We start from the raw sequence: 16,735 nt of genomic DNA on the forward strand, positions 1-16,735 counted from the left end.
ATGCAAAATTCTACCGAATTTTTGATCAGGATAGGATGAAAAGGTAAGACCTACCAGCCTCCCAGGCATAACCTTCCATGATCGGGCAGGATGCCGCGCGAGGTCCACCATGGACGCCATTCCGTCACTCGACGCCTACGAGCTTTCCGACCGCTATGAGCGCGAGGAAGGCCGCGTCTTCCTCACAGGCACCCAAGCCATCGTCCGCATCGCGCTCGACCAGATCAGGCGCGACCGCGCCAACGGCCTCAACACCGCGGGCTTCATCTCCGGTTATCGCGGCTCCCCGCTCGGCGGCGTCGATCTCGAACTGTGGCGCATCCAGCAACGCCTCAAGAAGGATCGCATCGAATTCCTCCCCGCGGTGAACGAGGACCTCGCCGCGACCGCGGTGCTCGGATCGCAGCAGGTCGAGACGCAGGCCGAGCGCGAGGTCGATGGTGTGTTCGGGCTATGGTACGGCAAGGGCCCCGGCGTCGATCGCTCCGGCGACGCGCTCAAGCACGGCAATGCCTATGGATCCTCGCCGCATGGCGGCGTGCTGGTGGTCGCCGGCGACGACCATGGCTGCGTCTCGTCCTCGATGCCGCACCAGTCCGACGTCGCCTTCATGAGCTGGTTCATGCCGACGCTGCATCCGGCAAGCGTCGACGAATATCTTGATTTCGGCGAATATGGCTACGCGCTGAGCCGCTTCTCCGGCATGTGGGTCGGCTTCAAGGCGATCTCGGAGATCGTGGAATCAGGCGCTTCCGTCGCGCTGCGGCCGCCGCGCATTTTCCGCGCCCCCGACTTCGTGCCGCCACCAGGCGGCCTGCACTATCGCTGGCCCGATCTGCCGGGCCCTCAGATCGAAGAGCGGCTGGAAGCCAAGAAGCACGCGGTCTACGCCTTTGCCAAAGCCAATCCGATCGACCGTCACATCTACGACATTGCCAATGCCACCTACGGCATCGTCACGACAGGCAAGGCACATCTGGACCTGATGGAAGCGCTGCGGCTGATGGGGCTTGATGAAACGGCCTGTCGCCGCATCGGCATCGACATCTACAAGGTCGGCATGGTCTGGCCGCTGGCGCTGCACGACGCGATGGACTTCGTGAAGGGCAAGCGCGAGATCCTCGTGGTCGAGGAGAAGCGCGGCATCATCGAGAGCCAGTTCAAGGAATATTTCTACGACTATCCCGGCGCAAAACCCGAGCGCATGGTCGGCAAGCACGATGAGCGGGGGGCGCGTCTGATCTCGTGGATCGGCGAATTGTCGCCGCGCGCGCTGGCGTCCGTGCTGGCGCGGCGTCTCGACCCGATGTTTCCCGGGCTCAATCTCGCCGCCCGTGCGGCCGCTTTGCTTCCGGAAGCTGCGCGCACGATCAACGTCGCGGGCGCGACGCGTACGCCCTATTTCTGCTCCGGCTGTCCCCACAACACTTCGACAAAGGTCCCTGAAGGATCGCAGGCGCTGGCCGGCATCGGTTGTCACTTCATGGCGAGCTGGATGGACCGCGAGACCACCTCGCTGATCCAGATGGGCGGCGAAGGCGTGAACTGGGCGGCCTCCTCGCGATTCACCGGCAACAAGCACATCTTCCAGAACCTCGGCGAGGGCACCTATTACCACTCCGGCTCGATGGCGATCCGTCAGGCAATCGCGGCCAAGGCCAACATCACCTACAAGATTCTGTTCAACGACGCGGTCGCCATGACCGGCGGCCAGCCGGTCGACGGCCCCATCAGCGTGCATGCCATCGCGCACAGCGTCCGGGCCGAAGGTGTGCGCCGCATCGCGCTGGTGTCGGACGATCCAGCGCAATTCTCGTCCGCGGACCTGCCCAGCAGCGTCACCATCCATCCGCGCGAGGAGATGGATGCCGTGCAACGCGAGCTGCGCGACGTCGCCGGCGTCTCGGTCCTCATCTATCAGCAGACCTGCGCCACGGAGAAGCGACGGCGGCGCAAGCGCGGGCAAATGGCCGATCCCAAACGCTTTGCCTATATCAACGATCTGGTCTGCGAAGGCTGCGGCGACTGCTCGGTCGAATCCAACTGCCTCAGCGTCGAGCCGAAGGAAACGCCGTTCGGCCGCAAGCGGCAGATCAATCTGTCGGCCTGCAACAAGGACTTTTCCTGTCTCAACGGTTTCTGCCCAAGCTTTGTCACGGTGGAAGGCGCGACGCGCCGGAACAAGGCCGCAAGCCAGATCGACGCGATCGGCCGCGCGGCGACGCTTCCCCTGCCCTCACCTGCAACGCTCGAGCGTCCTTACGACCTGCTGGTGACCGGCGTCGGCGGCACCGGCGTGATCACCGTCGGCGCGCTGATCGGCATGGCCGCGCATCTGGAGCGCCGCGGTGTCTCGGTGCTGGACTTCACCGGATTTGCGCAAAAATTCGGACCCGTGCTGAGCTACATCCGCCTCGCCGCGTCGCCCGACGTACTGCATCAGGTCCGTATCGACCAGGGCGCGGCGGACGCGCTGATCGGTTGCGACCTCGTCGTCAGCTCCTCGCCAAAGGCATCCGGCACCTATCGTCGCGGCACGCGGGCGGCGGTCAATACCGCGGAAATGCCGACCGGCGACATCGTCCGTTTCCGCGACGCCGATCTCGCCTCCCCTGCGCGCCTGCACGCGATCCGGCAGGTGATCGGCGATGGCAATCTGGGTACGATCGACGCCAACGCTCTCGCCGAGAAGCTGCTCGGCGATGCCGTTTATGCCAACATCATCATGCTCGGCTTTGCCTGGCAGCGTGGGCTGGTGCCCGTCTCACTGCAAGCACTGCTGCGCGCGATCGAGCTGAATGGCGTTGCGATCGAGCGCAACAAGCAGGCGTTTGCCTGGGGCCGGATCGCCGTTGCTGATCCGGACTTCCTGCCGAAGGCGAACGGGAAGCCGGCGGCCGAAACGCTCGATCAGCTCATCATCAGGCGCGCCGATTTCCTCACGGCCTACCAGGACGAAGCCTATGCGGCGCGCTATCGGGCGCTTGTCGCGAAAGTTCGCGCTGCCGAGGCCGCGCTCGATAGCGAGGCGCTGACCGAGACAGTTGCGCGCGCCTTGTTCAAGCTGATGGCCTACAAGGACGAATACGAGGTTGCGCGTCTGCACATGAGAAGCGGTTTCCTCGACGAGCTGAAGCGCGAATTCGAGGACGGTTTCAGCGTGCAGTATCACCTCGCGCCACCATTCCTGCCGTCTGGCCACGACGCACGCGGCCGGCCGCGCAAGCGCGCTTTCGGCCAGTGGATCCAGCTGCCGCTCGCACTGTTGGCGCGGCTGAAGTGGCTGCGCGGGACGCCGTTCGATCCGTTTGGCTATGCCGCGGAACGTCGCGCCGAGCGAGAGCTGATCGTCTGGTACGCGGGCTTGATCGAAATCATGCTCCGCCGGCTTGATGCCCGGAATCTGCCTGGTCTCATTGCGATCGCCGGAGCTCCCATGGAGATCCGCGGCTATGGCCCGGTGAAAGAAGCCGCGATCGCGAAGGTCAGGGCCGAGGTGGACTCAATGCTGGCCCGACCAGGAGCGGCCAAGGCAGCCTGAGCCGCACCCGCTTCACGAATACGGGTTGATCAGCTTCTGCTGTTCGGCGCTGTGCTGCGCGAGCAGATCGATGAAAGTTCTCACCTTTGCCGACACATGATGGCGGTGGGGATAGACCGCGTTCATCGACAGCTCGACCGTCCGGTATTCAGGCAGCAGACGAACCAGCCTGCCTGCTTCGAGATCGTCCTGGATGAGAAAGCCGGCCATCAGGCACACGGCCGCGCCCTCCAGCGCCACCTTCCGCAACGCTTCCCCGCTATTGGTGACGAAGCTGCCTGAAATGCGCACCGAGGCCGGCGCCCCCTTGCGATCGAGGAACCGCCACTCGTCCCCGAACGGATAGTTCAGGTGACGACCGCAATTATGCCCGGAGAGCTCGTCGAGCTTCTGCACGCGGCCATGCTTCTCGAGATAATCATGCGAGCAGCACAGCACGTGACGCCAAGTGGCGAGACTGCGGACGATGAGGCTCGAATCCGGCGGCGGGATCATGCGCAAGGCCACGTCGTAGCCTTCCTCGATGAGGTCGACATCGGCTTCGCCCATGCGCAAATCCACCTTGAGCTCGGGGTAGGTGGACAGGAGCTTTGCCACCACAGGCGCGACGAGCGGCACCATATGCGTGGCAACATGGACGCGCAGCGTCCCGCGCGGGACCGACTGCAATTCATTGGCGATGTCGTCGGCCTGTTCGAGGTCGGCCAGGATCTGCGTGGCACGGTCGTAATAGGATTGACCGATCTCCGTCAGACTCACCTTGCGCGTGGTGCGGTTCAGCAGCCGAACCCCCAACCGGTCCTCCAGCGCCTGGACGTGATTGCTCACCATGGTCGTCGACATATCGAGCCGGCGGGCGGCGGCCGAAAACCCTCCGTTTTCGACTACTCGGACAAAGGCGGTGAGGCTGGTGAAGCGGTCCATGGTTCAGGTTTCTGATTATCCACTCCGGATGGACAATCCTTCCTGCAATTCGCGGATTATCGCAAGGGTCGGAATAACCCATCTTACCGGGGTGAACAGCGCCTTGTTCGGATGAGGGCTGTCGGGAATTTGCGAGGATGCCATGTCGAACGCCGCTTATATAACTGAAACAAATGATAAAATCCGGCTTCGCCCATCCCGCCAGGCAATCAAGCGCGCGGCTCTTGGGTTGGCCTTGACCCTCGGCGTCGTTGCCGCCGGCGATTATGGCTACGACTACCTGACGACCGGCCGCTACCTGGAATCGACCGATGACGCCTATGTGAAGGCGGATTCCACCATCGTCGCACCGAAGGTCTCCGGCTACGTCGCTCAGGTGCTGGTCGGCGACAACGAGAAGGTCAGAGCGGGCCAGGTGCTGGCGCGGATCGACGACCGCGATTTCAAGGCGGCGCTGGGTCAGGCCCGCGCCGACGTCGCCGCGGCCGAAGCGTCGGTCCGCAACCTCGATGCCCAGCTCGCGCTGCAACAGCCTGTTATCGAGCAGAGCATTGCTGATGTCGCAGCGGCCGACGCCAATCTGAAATTCGCGCAGGAGGAGCGCGCCCGCTACGACGACCTGATGAAATCGGGCTCCGGCACGATCCAGCGCGCGCAACAGACCGACGCCGCGCTCCGCGCCAGCAACGCGCAATTGCAGCACGCGAGATCGGGCCTGGTCGCTGCCCAGCGCAAGGTCGACGTGCTGACCACGCAGCGCGCACAGGCCAGTGCGCAGCTCGATCGCGCTCGCGCTGTCGCGGACCAGGCGGAACTGAACCTGTCCTACACCGAAATCACCGCGCCGGTTGACGGCACGGTCGGTGCCCGATCCTTGCGCGTCGGTCAGTATGTGCAGGCCGGCACGCAATTGATGGCCGTGGTTCCGCTGGATGCGGTCTATGTGGTCGCGAACTTCAAGGAGACTCAGCTCACGCATGTGCGCGCAGGTCAGCCGGTCGAGCTCCAGGTCGACAGTTTTCGCAATCGCAGGCTGCATGGTCATGTCGACAGTCTTTCGCCGGCCAGCGGACTTGAATTCGCGCTACTGCCGCCCGACAATGCGACCGGCAACTTCACCAAGATCGTGCAGCGCGTGCCGGTGAAGATCGTGCTCGACGACCACAGCCTCACCGGCCTGCTGCGGCCCGGCATGTCGGCGGTGCCGACCGTCGATACCAAGGCGACCGTGATGGCCGAACGCGAGAGCACCAAGCGCGTCGCCGACAACGCGCCACGCGCGAACGGCGGCTGACGCGGACAGGCGCCGGCGGGATCGTCGAATCCTGCCGGATGATCCTTCCCGAGCTTCTCCGATGATCGAACGCATCCGCCCGACGCATCCTGTCTCAGTCACCGAGACGAGGCTTCCATGAGCACGCTTCAACCGACCCTCAACGCCGTTTCCGCCGCCAATGTCCCCGCTCCCGCTGCGGCTCCGGCGGCACCCGCCGTCTCCGCAAAAACCTGGATCGCCGTGATCGGCGCCACGCTCGGTGCGTTCATGGCGGTGCTGAACATCCAGATCGTCAATGCCTCGCTCGCCGACATCCAGGGCGCGATCGGCGCCGGCATCGACGACGGCGGCTGGATCTCGACCTCCTATCTGATCGCGGAGATCGTGGTGATCCCGCTCTCCGGCTGGCTCGCGCAGGTGTTCTCGATCCGGATCTACCTGCTCACCAACGCGGTCCTGTTCCTGATCCTGTCGGCGGCCTGCGCGCTGGCGCAGGACCTGCCGCAGATGATCGTGCTGCGCGCCGTGCAGGGCTTTACCGGCGGCGTGCTGATCCCGATGGCCTTCACGCTCATCATCACCCTGCTGCCGCGTGGAAAACAGCCGGTGGGCCTTGCGCTGTTCGCGCTGTCGGCGACGTTTGCGCCGGCGATCGGCCCGACCATCGGCGGCTACCTCACCGAGAATTTCGGCTGGCAGTACATCTTCTACGTCAACCTCGCGCCCGGCGCGATCATGGTCGGCATGCTCTGGTACGCGCTCGAGCCCAAGCCGATGAAGCTGTCGCTGCTCCGCGACGGCGACTGGGCCGGCATCATCACCATGGCGATCGGCCTCTCCGCACTTCAGACCGTGCTGGAAGAAGGCAACAAGGACGACTGGTTCGGCTCGCCCTTCATCGTCAAGCTCAGCGTGATCGCGGCCGTGGCGCTGACCGTCTTCCTGATCATCGAGTTCACGGTGAAGAAGCCACTCTTGAACCTGCGCCTGATGGTCCGTCGCAATTTCGGCTTCGGCATGCTCGCCAATTTCCTGCTCGGCGTCGCGCTGTACGGTTCGGTGTTCATCCTGCCGCAATATCTGTCGCGCATCCAGGGCTACAATGCCGAGCAGATCGGCACCGTGCTGGCCTGGACCGGATTACCTCAGCTGGTGCTGATCCCGCTGGTGCCGCGCCTGATGCAGAAGTTCGACGCGCGGATCATCATCGGCATCGGCTTCGTGCTGTTCGCCGGCTCGAACTTCATGAACATCTTCATGACCAACGACTATGCCGCCGACCAACTGCTCTGGCCCAATGTCGTTCGCGCCATCGGCCAGGCGCTGGTGATGGCACCGCTGTCGGCGGTCGCCACCGCAGGCATCGAAGCGGAGAATGCCGGCTCGGCCTCCGGCCTGTTCAACATGATGCGCAATCTCGGCGGCGCCGTCGGCATCGCGCTCTTGCAGACCGTGCTGACCAAACGCGAGCAATATCACTCCAACGTACTGATGCAGTCGGTCTCGGTGTTCGAACAGGCCACCCGCACGCGGCTGGAACAGCTCACGCAGTATTTCGTCAATCACGGCGTGCTCGACCGTGCGGATGCATCGCATCGTGCCTATGTCGCCATCGGCCATGTCGTGCAGAAGCAGGCCTATATCCTCGCCTTCAGCGACACCTTCTATCTGCTCGGCATGGCCCTGATCGTCGCCCTGATCGCCGTCCTCTTCCTCAAGAAGCCCGGCCATGCCTCGGCCGGTGGTGCCCACTGACCTCACCTTGAAGCAAGGAGAACGACCATGAAGCCCCGCATGAATTTCTACCAGGCCGCCCCCGACACGATGAAGGCGCTGATGGCGCTGGAAGAGCACATCCAGTCCACCGGACTGGAGAAGTCGCTGATCGAGCTCGTCAAGATCCGGGCCTCACAGATCAACGGCTGCGCCTTCTGCATCAACATGCACACCGAGGATGCGCGCAAGCGCGGCGAGACCGAGCAGCGCATCTATCTGCTCGATGCCTGGCACGAATCCCCTGTTTATACCGATCGCGAGCGCGCCGCGCTTGATTGGACCGAGTCGTTGACGCTGATCTCGCGAACGCGCGCGCCCGACGACGTCTACGAGCAGGTCCGCGCGCAGTTCTCCGATGCCGAGATGGTAAACCTGACCGCGTTGATCGGCGCCATCAATGCCTGGAACAGGCTGGCGATCGCGTTCCGCGCCGTGCATCCGGTGAAGGTGAAGGCGTCGGTGGCGTAGGGCCACAAGGACAGGTCTCGTAGGGTGGGCAGAGCGCAAGCGTGCCCACCTTCAGCCAACGAGAGACAAGGACGTGGGCACGGCGCAAGTGCGCCTTTGCCCACCCTACGATAGCTACGATAGCGGAGCGTGCGGCCTAGACCGCCGTCGACTTCGCGAACTCGACGTAGATCTCACGCAGGCGCGTCGCCATCGGGCCGGGCTTGCCGTCGCCGATCGTCTTGCCGTCGATGGCGACCACCGGCTGCACGAACGACGAGGCCGAGGTGATGAAGGCCTCCTTGGCGGCAAGCGCTTCGGCGACCGTGAAGGAACGCTCTTCGACGCGGAGCTGACGTTCCTCCGCGAGCGCGATGACCGCCTTGCGGGTGCAACCGGGCAGGATCGCGTTGGAGTTCTGCCGGGTGACGATGACGTCGTCCTTGGTCAGGATGAACGCCGTCGACGACCCGCCCTCGGTGACGTAACCGTCTTCCAGCATCCAGGCTTCGCCTGCACCTGCTTCCGCCGCGGCCTGCTTCGCCAGCACCTGCGCCAGCAACGCGACGCTCTTGATGTCGCGACGCTCCCAGCGGATGTCGGGGACCGTGATCACGTTGATGCCTGATTTGGCCGAGGGCGCATTGATGATGTCCTTCTCGGATGTGAACATCACAAGGCTCGATTTGACGTCGGCCTTGGGGAACGGGAAATCGCGCCCCTTGTCCGCGCCGCGCGTCACCTGGAGATAGACGAGACCGCTTTCGAGCTTGTTGCGGGCGATCAGCTCCTTCTGGATCTCGGTGATGCGCTCGACGCTTTCAGGCAGCTTGAGCTTGATCTCGCCGACCGAACGCTCGAGCCGCGCCAGATGCGAGGCGTTGTCGACCAGCTTGCCGCCGAGCACGGCCGAGACCTCGTAGATGCCGTCGGCGAACAGGAAGCCGCGATCGAGCACCGAGATTTTCGCGTCCGAAAGCGGGACGAATGAGCCGTTGACATAGGCGATCGAGTCCAAGGCAGGTCTCCTGGCGGGATGGGGATTTTGGGGCGTTATACGCCAATTGAGGAGGGCAAGCACCCCACGTTTCGTCATTCCGGGGCATTGGCCTAGCGAATGAGCCCGGAATCCGTTTCACCTCATGGACTGCCGCCCGATGGATTCCGGACCCGGCCCTGCGGGCCATCCCGGAATGACGGCAGGGGGCTAGTGCGACAGAATCTTCGACAGGAACTTCTGCGCGCGGTCGCTTCTCGGCTTGCCGAAGAAGTCGTCCTTCGGCGCGTCCTCGACGATCTCGCCGCGGTCCATAAAGATGACACGGTTGGCGACCTTGCGGGCAAAGCCCATTTCGTGGGTCACGACCATCATGGTCATGCCTTCGCGGGCGAGGTCGACCATGACGTCGAGCACCTCGCTCACCATCTCCGGATCGAGCGCCGATGTCGGCTCGTCGAACAGCATCACGATCGGATCCATCGCGAGCGCGCGGGCAATGGCGACGCGCTGTTGCTGGCCGCCGGAGAGCTGCGCGGGAAATTTCTGCGCCTGCTCCTTCAGGCCGACGCGCTCCAAGAGCTGCATGCCTTTGGCGACCGACTTGTCATGCGCCCGGCCCAGCACCTTCTCCTGCGCAAGGCAGAGATTGTCGATGATCTTCAAATGCGGAAACAGCTCGAAGTGCTGGAACACCATGCCGACCCGCGAGCGCAGTTTCGGCAGATTGGTCTTGGGATCATTGACCTTGGTGCCGTCGACGGAGATGTCGCCGCTCTGGAACGGCTCCAGCGCGTTGACGCATTTGATCAGCGTCGATTTGCCCGAGCCGGAGGGGCCGCAGACCACCACCACCTCGCCCTTGGTGACGCTGGTGGTGCAGTCGGTCAGCACCTGGAAGGTCGGGCTGTACCATTTGTTGACGTGGCTGATTTCGATCATGACCGATACGCTCTACCGTATGATGGCGATGCGCGACTGCAGGCGGCGAACGCCGAAAGACGCGATACAGGAAATGGTGAAGTAGACGACCGCTGCGAACAAATACATCTCGACCAGACGTCCGTCGCGCTGTGCGACCTTGCTGGCGGCACCGAGGAAATCGGTGATCGACAGCACGTAGACCAGCGAGGTGTCCTGGAACAGCACGATGGTCTGCGTGATCAGCACCGGCAGCATGTTTCGGAAGGCCTGCGGCAGCACGACGTAGCGCATGGTCTGCGCGTAGGTCAGACCGAGCGCGCTGGCGGCAGCCGGCTGCCCACGCGAGATCGACTGGATGCCGGCGCGCATGATCTCGGAGAAGTAGGCCGCCTCGAACATGATGAAGGTGATGAGCGAGGAGGCGAACGCGCCGACGCTGATCGGGCGCGAGGCCCCGGTCAGCCACTGCCCGATATAGGGCACCAGGAAGTAGAACCAGAAGATCACCAGCACCAGCGGCAGCGAGCGCATGAAGTCGACATAGATGCCGGCGATGCGCCCGAGCGTCTTGAGACCGGAGAGCCGCATCAGGGCGAGCGCGGTGCCGAACACCAGGCCGCCGAGCGCTGCGAGCGCCGTCAGCGTCAGCGTGAACGTCATGCCCTCGTAGAACAGGTAGGGCAGTGCGCGGCGGATGACATCGAAATCGAAATTGGCGAGCATCGCTTACTTCCCCGTGATGTAGCCGGGGATCGCGACCCAGCGCTCGAGGAAGCGCATTCCGGTCACGACGACGGCGTTGACGAGGAGGTAGAGAAGGGTCGCGGCGGTGAAGGCCTCGAACACCTGGAACGAGAATTCCTGCATCGAGCGCGCCTGCCCGGTCAATTCGAGCAGGCCGATGGTGATGGCGACCGCGGTATTCTTGATGGTATTGAGGAATTCGGACGTCAGCGGCGGCAGGATGATGCGAAACGCCATCGGCAGCAGCACGTAGCGGTAACCCTGCACGGTGGTGAGACCGAGCGCGGTCGCCGCCATCTTCTGGCCGCGCGGCAGCGACGAGATGCCGGCCTGCAGCTGCACGGCGACGCGCGCCGACATGAACAGGCCGATGCCGATCGCGGCCGTCCAGAACGGCGCATTCGGCAATTGCTTCAGCCACAATCCGGCGGCCCGGGGCAGGATCTCCGGCAACACGAAGAACCACAGGAACAGCTGCACCAGCAGCGGCATGTTCCGGAAGAATTCGACGTAGCAGAAGCCGAACCAGGAAGCGCCTTTCGATGGTAACGTGCGCATGACGCCGACGATCGAGCCGGTGATCAGTGCGATGATCCAGGCCAACACCGCGGTTTTGAGGGTCAGCGCCAGTCCCGACAGCAGCATGTCGAGATAGCTGCCGGTCCCCATCGGGTTCGGCTGGAAAAAGATTCCCCAGTTCCAGTTGTAGTTCACGTGCCCCCCGCGCGAACGCGCCAGTGATGGATGTCCCGACGCCTATGCAAATGTCCGGCCACCCTGGTGTCAAGAGTGGCCGGACATGATCCCGATCGAAAGATCGAGGTTATATCTTACTTGTAGTCGTCCGGATTCGGCGAGTCCGACGGCTTGGCGAATTCATGCTTCAGCTCATCCGAAATCGGCGTGTTGAGATTCAGGCCCTTCGGCGGGATCTTCTGGGTGAACCATTTGTCGTAGATCTTCTGGCCTTCGCCGGAGGTGTAGAGCGCGGCGGTTGCCGCATCGACCACCTTCTTGAACGCCGCATCGTCCTTGCGCAGCATGATGCCGTAAGGCTCGGGCTTCGAGAACGCGTCCTTCGAGATCACGTAGTCGTCCGGCGACTTCGAGCCGGCAACGAGGCTCGCGAGCAGGATGTCGTCCATGACGAACGCGACCGCACGGTCGGTCTCGACCATCAAGAAGGCTTCGGCGTGGTCCTTGGCCGGAATGATGTTGGCGCCGAGGCCCTTCGCGACATTGGCTTCGGTGAGCTGCTTGATGTTGGTGGTGCCGGCGGTGGAGACCACCGTCTTGCCCTTGAGATCGTCGATCGACTTCAGGCCGCTCGACTTCTTGAACACGTAACGGCTCGCGGTCAGGAAGTGCGTGTTGGTGAACGACACCTGCTTCTGGCGCTCGGCATTGTTGGTGGTCGAGCCGCATTCGAGGTCGATGGTGCCGTTGGCCATCAGCGGAATACGCGTCGCCGAGGTGACGGGATTGAGCTTGACCTCGAGCTTGTCGAGCTTGAGCTCCTTCTTCACGGCGTCGACGATCTTGTAGCAGATGTCCATCGCGAACCCGACGGGCTTCTGGTTGTCGTCGAGATAGGAGAACGGGATCGAGGAGTCGCGGAAGCCCAGCGTGATGGCGCCGGTGTCCTTGATGTTCTTCAGCGTGCCGGTCAGCTCCTGGGCCCCGGCCTGGCTGACGACGAAGGTCGCGGCGAGCGCGAGCCCGATGTGACGGAAATGCTTCACTTTTTTGTCCCCTTTCAGGATGATGCGGCCGGATGCAAGCACAAATCGGCCCGGATTAGAATGTGACTTTTGGCGGGATCGCGGCTCAGGTTAACTGGCTCAGGTCCGCGGCTTTGTCAGCGGCCCCGGCAATTCCCCGAGATCCCAGAACAGCCCTGCCATGACCGTCAAGGCCTCTTCGGTCAATGGCAGCAGAATGTGCTCGTTCGGCGCGTGCTGGGAGCAGCCGGGATAGGAGTGCGGGACCCAGATCGTCGGCAGGCCAAGTATTTCGGAAAACACGTCATTCGGCAGCGAGCCGCCGAAATTTGGCAGCACCGCCGGCGCCTTGCCGGTGGTGTTCTGGACGGAATCGGCCGCCCATTTGATCCAGGGGCTGTCGAAATCGGTGCGCGATGCGGCAAAGCTCTGGGCCGCGCGTACCTCGACCATGGGAAAGCCGCGTTCGACCAGATGGGCCCTGATAGCATCGATCAGGCCGTCGACCTTGGTGCCGACCACGAAACGCAGCTGCAGCACGGCATTGGCGTGACCGGGAATCGCATTGGCCGGCTTTTCGATATTGCCCGACGACATCGCCAATACCTCCAGCGTGTTCCAGGCATAGAGCCGCTCCGCCGCGGACAGGCCCTCCTCGCCCCAATTGTCCGCCAGCGCAGGCTCGTCCTCGGTCGGCACCACCTGCACATCGGCCAGATAGCTGCGGATCTGGTTGGTCAGCCGCGGCGGCTTCAGCGCCTCGAGCTGAATCCGGCCATGGCCGTCGACCAGCGTCGAGATCGCATTGACCAGGATGGTCGCGGGATTGGCGAGCACGCCGCCCCAATTGCCGGAATGGTGGCCGCCGTCGCGCAAGGCGACGTCGAGATGAATGCGGATGCCGCCGCGGCAGCCCAGGAACAGTGTCGGCCGGTCCGCCGACAGCCGCGGCCCGTCGGAAGCCATGAACAGATCGGCCTTGAGCGCGTCGCGGTTGAGGTCGCAGACCTTGCCGAGATCTGGCGAGCCGATCTCCTCGCCCATCTCGACGATGAATTTGGCATTGAAGCCGAGCTTGCCGCCGCGGGCCTCGCGCACCGCGCGGAGCGCGGCCATGTTGATGCTGTGCTGGCCCTTGTTATCGGCGGTGCCGCGGCCATAGAGGCGAATGCCCGAGGCGGTCGTGCGCCAGGGATCGCGACCCTCGCGCCACTCGCCCTCCATGCCGTCGACGACGTCGCCATGGCCGTAGATCAGGACGGTCGGAGCCGAGGCGCTCTCGTGATGCTCGGCAAACAGGAACGGCGACTTGCCGCTCGGCGATTCCACGATGCGGCTGTCGAAATCGAGGGCGGCAAAGGACGGCACCATCTCCTGCTCCAGATAGGCGCGCAGCTCGGGGCCGCGCGAGCCATTCTGGCTCTCGGTCTTGAAGGCGACGCGGCGGTCGAGTTCAGCAAGGAACGCACCGGATTTGAAGTCGTCCCGGGCGCGGGCGATGGCGTCGGCTCTGGTCATTGGTATCGTCTTCAACTTGATGAAACGAGGCAGCGTAGCGGGCTATGCCGGCGCTCGAAAAGTGGCGGGACTTGCGATTTCGTTCTTGCTCTCTTGAGATTGGCTTGCCAAGGGGCTGCAGCCCGCTGATTTTGGCCTTGCCGATGCCAAGCCATCTATCCTTGGCCCTTGCCAAGGGCCAAGGATATGCAAGAACTTCGCCAGATTGGGGCGCACGTCTATCATTCGAAGAGCGCTCGGTACAGGGCGCCAAAGGGACCAGCAAGGGACCAGCATGGCCAAAGAGATCAGGCTCAACGCATTTGCGATGAATTGCGTCGCGCATCAATCACCGGGGCTGTGGACCCATCCGCGCGACCGCACGGCCGAATATAACCGCCTGCCCTATTGGATCGATCTCGCCAAGACGCTGGAGCGTGGCCGCTTCGACGGGCTGTTCCTGGCCGACGTGCTCGGCGTCTACGACGTCTATGGCAACAGCCCTGACGCGGCCTTGCGCAATGCAGCACAGACTCCGTCCAACGAACCGCTGCTGCTGCTGTCGGCGATGGCCGCCGTGACGAAAAATCTGGGCTTCGGCGTCACCAGTAACCTGTCCTTCGAGCCGCCCTACCCGTTCGCGCGGCGAATGTCGACGCTCGACCATCTCACCGAGGGGCGGGTCGGCTGGAACGTCGTCACCGGCTATCTCGACAGCGCCGCGCGTGGCGCCGGCAAGGACAAGCAGACCGGGCACGACGACCGCTACGACATCGCCGACGAATATATGGAGGTGGTCTACAAGCTCTGGGAAGGCAGCTGGGAGGACGATGCGGTGCTGCGCGATCGCAAGCGCGGCATCTTCACCGATCCCTCAAAGGTTCATCGCATCACTCACGAGAGTGCGAATTACCGCATCAACAACACCATCCATTTGAGCGAGCCGTCGCCGCAGCGCACGCCGGTGCTGTACCAGGCCGGCACCTCGCCGCGCGGCCGGCAATTCGCCGCCAAGCACGCCGAATGCGTGTTCATGTCGGGGCCATCGGCCAAGATCATTGCGCCGCGGGTCGCCGCGATCCGCGAGGAAGCGGCCAAGCTCGGCCGCAACCCGGCCGAGATCCTGATGTTCAACATGATGACGATCATCCTCGGCAACACCGAGGCTGAAGCTGCGGCGAAATATGCCGACTACCGCTCGCACATCAACCCGGAAGGCGCGCTCGCCCTGATGTCGGGCTGGACCGGCATCGACTTCTCCGGCTATGAGCTCGACCAGCAGGTGCGTCACGTCCAGAATGATGCCGGCCGCAGCGCACTCGACAACGTCACCCGCGGCGATCCCGATCGGGTCTGGACCGTGCGCGACGTCATCGAGCATGTCGGCATCGGCGGCGCCGGCCCGGTTGTAACAGGCACGCCCGAAAGCGTCGCCGACAAGATCGAGGACTGGTTCGAGAAAACCGACGTCGACGGCCTCAACGTCGCGTTTGCGATCTCGCCCGGCGATTTCGAGGATATCGCCGACATGCTGGTGCCGGAACTTACCAAGCGCGGGCGGTACAAGCCGGAATACGCGAAAGGTACACTGCGGGAAAAGCTATTCGGCGCGGGTCGCGCCAGGCTCGACGGACCGCATCCGGCGGCGGGGTATCGGGTGGGGAGGACGGGGTAGAGCCCACCTCGCGCACCAATCTATCGTGTCTCCGCTGCGACCCGGCGACAGTCGAGCCATTTGATGAAGTCGACCGCTGGTCGCTTGATGAGATCGACCATGACCACGCGCGCTTTCGCGTCGGTATCATGGAAGAGAATGACCCCGCGGCGCCAGAGCAGCATAAGCGCAAAGACGCGGCGTTCGATCTCAGCCGGCGTCAGACCTGACTGCCAATCTTGAGAATCGATATTCCAAAGCACGACCTTCAAGTTCTGCGCGGCAAAAAAGACTCCGCTTCCCGGCAGTCGCTGCCCGTAGGGCGGCCGGAAGAGCGCGACCCGGGAATTCGGCACGGTCGCTCCGACCAAGGCCAGGCTTCGCACAACCGATTCCTGCCATTGTGGCCAAGTGGTGTGAGGATAATGGCTCCATCCGTGTGAACCGACGCACATCCCCGCATAGAGATCGTCGAGTGTACGGACGGATGTCGTTTGCGCGCGGGCCCGCATCCGCTCGCCCAGGACAAAGAAAATTCCGTTGATGCCGCTTCTGCGAAGCCATTCGATCAACTGAATCGTGGTGTCAGCGCCCGACCCCATAACTTCGCTTGGGCCATCATCGAACGTCAACACGAATTGCCGGTCCGCCAGCTCCCAGCCCTGTAACTCCCTGTCGTTGTAAACGTCGATCTCGCTGCTGACACGTGGAAACAGTGCGGCCAATCGAAGAAGTTCCCTGAGATAAATCTTGTGAAACTTGATCGCGTCATAGAGCCATGGCCGGTAGCGCTCGTCGACGCTGCTTTCAGACAGCGCGAGTGCGGCGTTTCGTAGATCTTGAGCCTCAGTGTTCACGGGACAGAAGACACCGGAAATGCCGCATCCCTCGATCGCGATCGCATAATTCGCTGCAAGAATACGCCAGAGCCTGCGGCGCACGCGCTCGACCGACGGCATGTCTACGACATCGACATCCAGCTGCGCTTTCAGTTCCGGCACCGTGAGGTTTTCGCTCTCGGCAAGGGCGCGAGCGAACACCAACTCCTCGGCTCGCGATCTCCGGTCAAACGCGCCCGAGGAATCGATCGCATCCGGCCAAGTCTCCCGGCGATGGACCGCGACCTGCGACGGACCCGCGGCATTCGCGCTTGCGAGCGGAGCGACGATGCCCATGGCAATCAGCAAAACCGCCGCTGGTCCAAATAAGTTCGGCCGGCTCTGGCTCATTGGAA

The 16,735-nt window shown here is 63.4% G+C and carries 13 protein-coding genes; 5 read left to right on the plus strand and 8 right to left on the minus strand.

Features of this window, described 5'->3' with window-relative positions; genetic code table 11:
* The first annotated feature begins 109 nt into the window (after positions 1-109).
* Positions 110-3,541, plus strand: a complete 3,432-nt coding sequence (locus tag G8O24_RS20200; RefSeq protein ID WP_188102328.1) for an indolepyruvate ferredoxin oxidoreductase family protein — start codon at positions 110-112, stop codon at positions 3,539-3,541.
* Between the two features lie 12 nt (positions 3,542-3,553).
* Here the strand turns inward: G8O24_RS20200 and G8O24_RS20205 are convergent, their stop codons facing one another.
* Positions 3,554-4,465 (minus strand): LysR family transcriptional regulator, encoded by a 912-nt coding sequence (locus G8O24_RS20205; protein WP_188102330.1) that lies wholly within the window; start codon positions 4,463-4,465, stop codon positions 3,554-3,556.
* 142 nt (positions 4,466-4,607) lie between these two features.
* On the opposite strand from G8O24_RS20205, the gene G8O24_RS20210 reads away from it, so the two are divergent.
* From G8O24_RS20210 to G8O24_RS20220, 3 genes are all read left to right on the plus strand, one after another.
* Positions 4,608-5,759 carry an HlyD family secretion protein gene (locus G8O24_RS20210; RefSeq protein ID WP_188102332.1) on the plus strand — a complete coding sequence of 384 codons (1,152 nt, stop codon included), beginning with the start codon at positions 4,608-4,610 and terminating at the stop codon, positions 5,757-5,759.
* 117 nt (positions 5,760-5,876) lie between these two features.
* Positions 5,877-7,496 (plus strand): MDR family MFS transporter, encoded by a 1,620-nt coding sequence (locus tag G8O24_RS20215; protein WP_188102334.1) that lies wholly within the window; start codon positions 5,877-5,879, stop codon positions 7,494-7,496.
* A gap of 27 nt (positions 7,497-7,523) precedes the next feature.
* A complete protein-coding gene (locus G8O24_RS20220; protein ID WP_188102336.1) occupies positions 7,524-7,985 on the plus strand; it encodes a carboxymuconolactone decarboxylase family protein in 462 nt (153 codons plus the stop codon).
* Positions 7,986-8,121: 136 nt separating this feature from the next.
* Here G8O24_RS20220 and G8O24_RS20225 read toward each other — a convergent pair whose 3' ends face one another.
* The 6 genes from G8O24_RS20225 to G8O24_RS20250 form a co-directional block, all read right to left on the minus strand.
* Positions 8,122-8,982 carry a D-amino-acid transaminase gene (locus G8O24_RS20225; protein WP_188102338.1) on the minus strand — a complete coding sequence of 287 codons (861 nt, stop codon included), beginning with the start codon at positions 8,980-8,982 and terminating at the stop codon, positions 8,122-8,124.
* A 189-nt stretch (positions 8,983-9,171) separates the two neighbouring features.
* Positions 9,172-9,903: an amino acid ABC transporter ATP-binding protein gene (locus G8O24_RS20230; protein ID WP_188102340.1), complete on the minus strand. Its 732-nt coding sequence runs from the start codon at positions 9,901-9,903 to the stop codon at positions 9,172-9,174.
* A gap of 12 nt (positions 9,904-9,915) precedes the next feature.
* Positions 9,916-10,608: an amino acid ABC transporter permease gene (locus G8O24_RS20235; protein WP_188102342.1), complete on the minus strand. Its 693-nt coding sequence runs from the start codon at positions 10,606-10,608 to the stop codon at positions 9,916-9,918.
* A gap of 3 nt (positions 10,609-10,611) precedes the next feature.
* Positions 10,612-11,343 carry an amino acid ABC transporter permease gene (locus G8O24_RS20240; RefSeq protein ID WP_188102344.1) on the minus strand — a complete coding sequence of 244 codons (732 nt, stop codon included), beginning with the start codon at positions 11,341-11,343 and terminating at the stop codon, positions 10,612-10,614.
* Positions 11,344-11,459: 116 nt separating this feature from the next.
* Complete coding sequence (locus G8O24_RS20245; protein ID WP_188102346.1) at positions 11,460-12,371, minus strand: amino acid ABC transporter substrate-binding protein; 912 nt, start codon at positions 12,369-12,371, stop codon at positions 11,460-11,462.
* Positions 12,372-12,470: 99 nt separating this feature from the next.
* A complete protein-coding gene (locus G8O24_RS20250; RefSeq protein ID WP_188102348.1) occupies positions 12,471-13,868 on the minus strand; it encodes a M20 family metallopeptidase in 1,398 nt (465 codons plus the stop codon).
* Between the two features lie 274 nt (positions 13,869-14,142).
* Here G8O24_RS20250 and G8O24_RS20255 point away from each other — a divergent pair, with 274 nt between their 5' ends.
* A complete protein-coding gene (locus tag G8O24_RS20255; RefSeq protein ID WP_188102350.1) occupies positions 14,143-15,522 on the plus strand; it encodes an LLM class flavin-dependent oxidoreductase in 1,380 nt (459 codons plus the stop codon).
* Between the two features lie 20 nt (positions 15,523-15,542).
* Here the strand turns inward: G8O24_RS20255 and G8O24_RS20260 are convergent, their stop codons facing one another.
* Positions 15,543-16,730, minus strand: coding sequence for a polysaccharide deacetylase family protein (locus G8O24_RS20260; RefSeq protein WP_188102352.1), 1,188 nt, complete (start codon positions 16,728-16,730; stop codon positions 15,543-15,545).
* Positions 16,731-16,735 lie beyond the last annotated feature (5 nt).

This window comes from Bradyrhizobium campsiandrae, assembly GCF_014529705.1.
Classification (GTDB): Bacteria; Pseudomonadota; Alphaproteobacteria; order Rhizobiales; family Xanthobacteraceae; genus Bradyrhizobium; species Bradyrhizobium campsiandrae.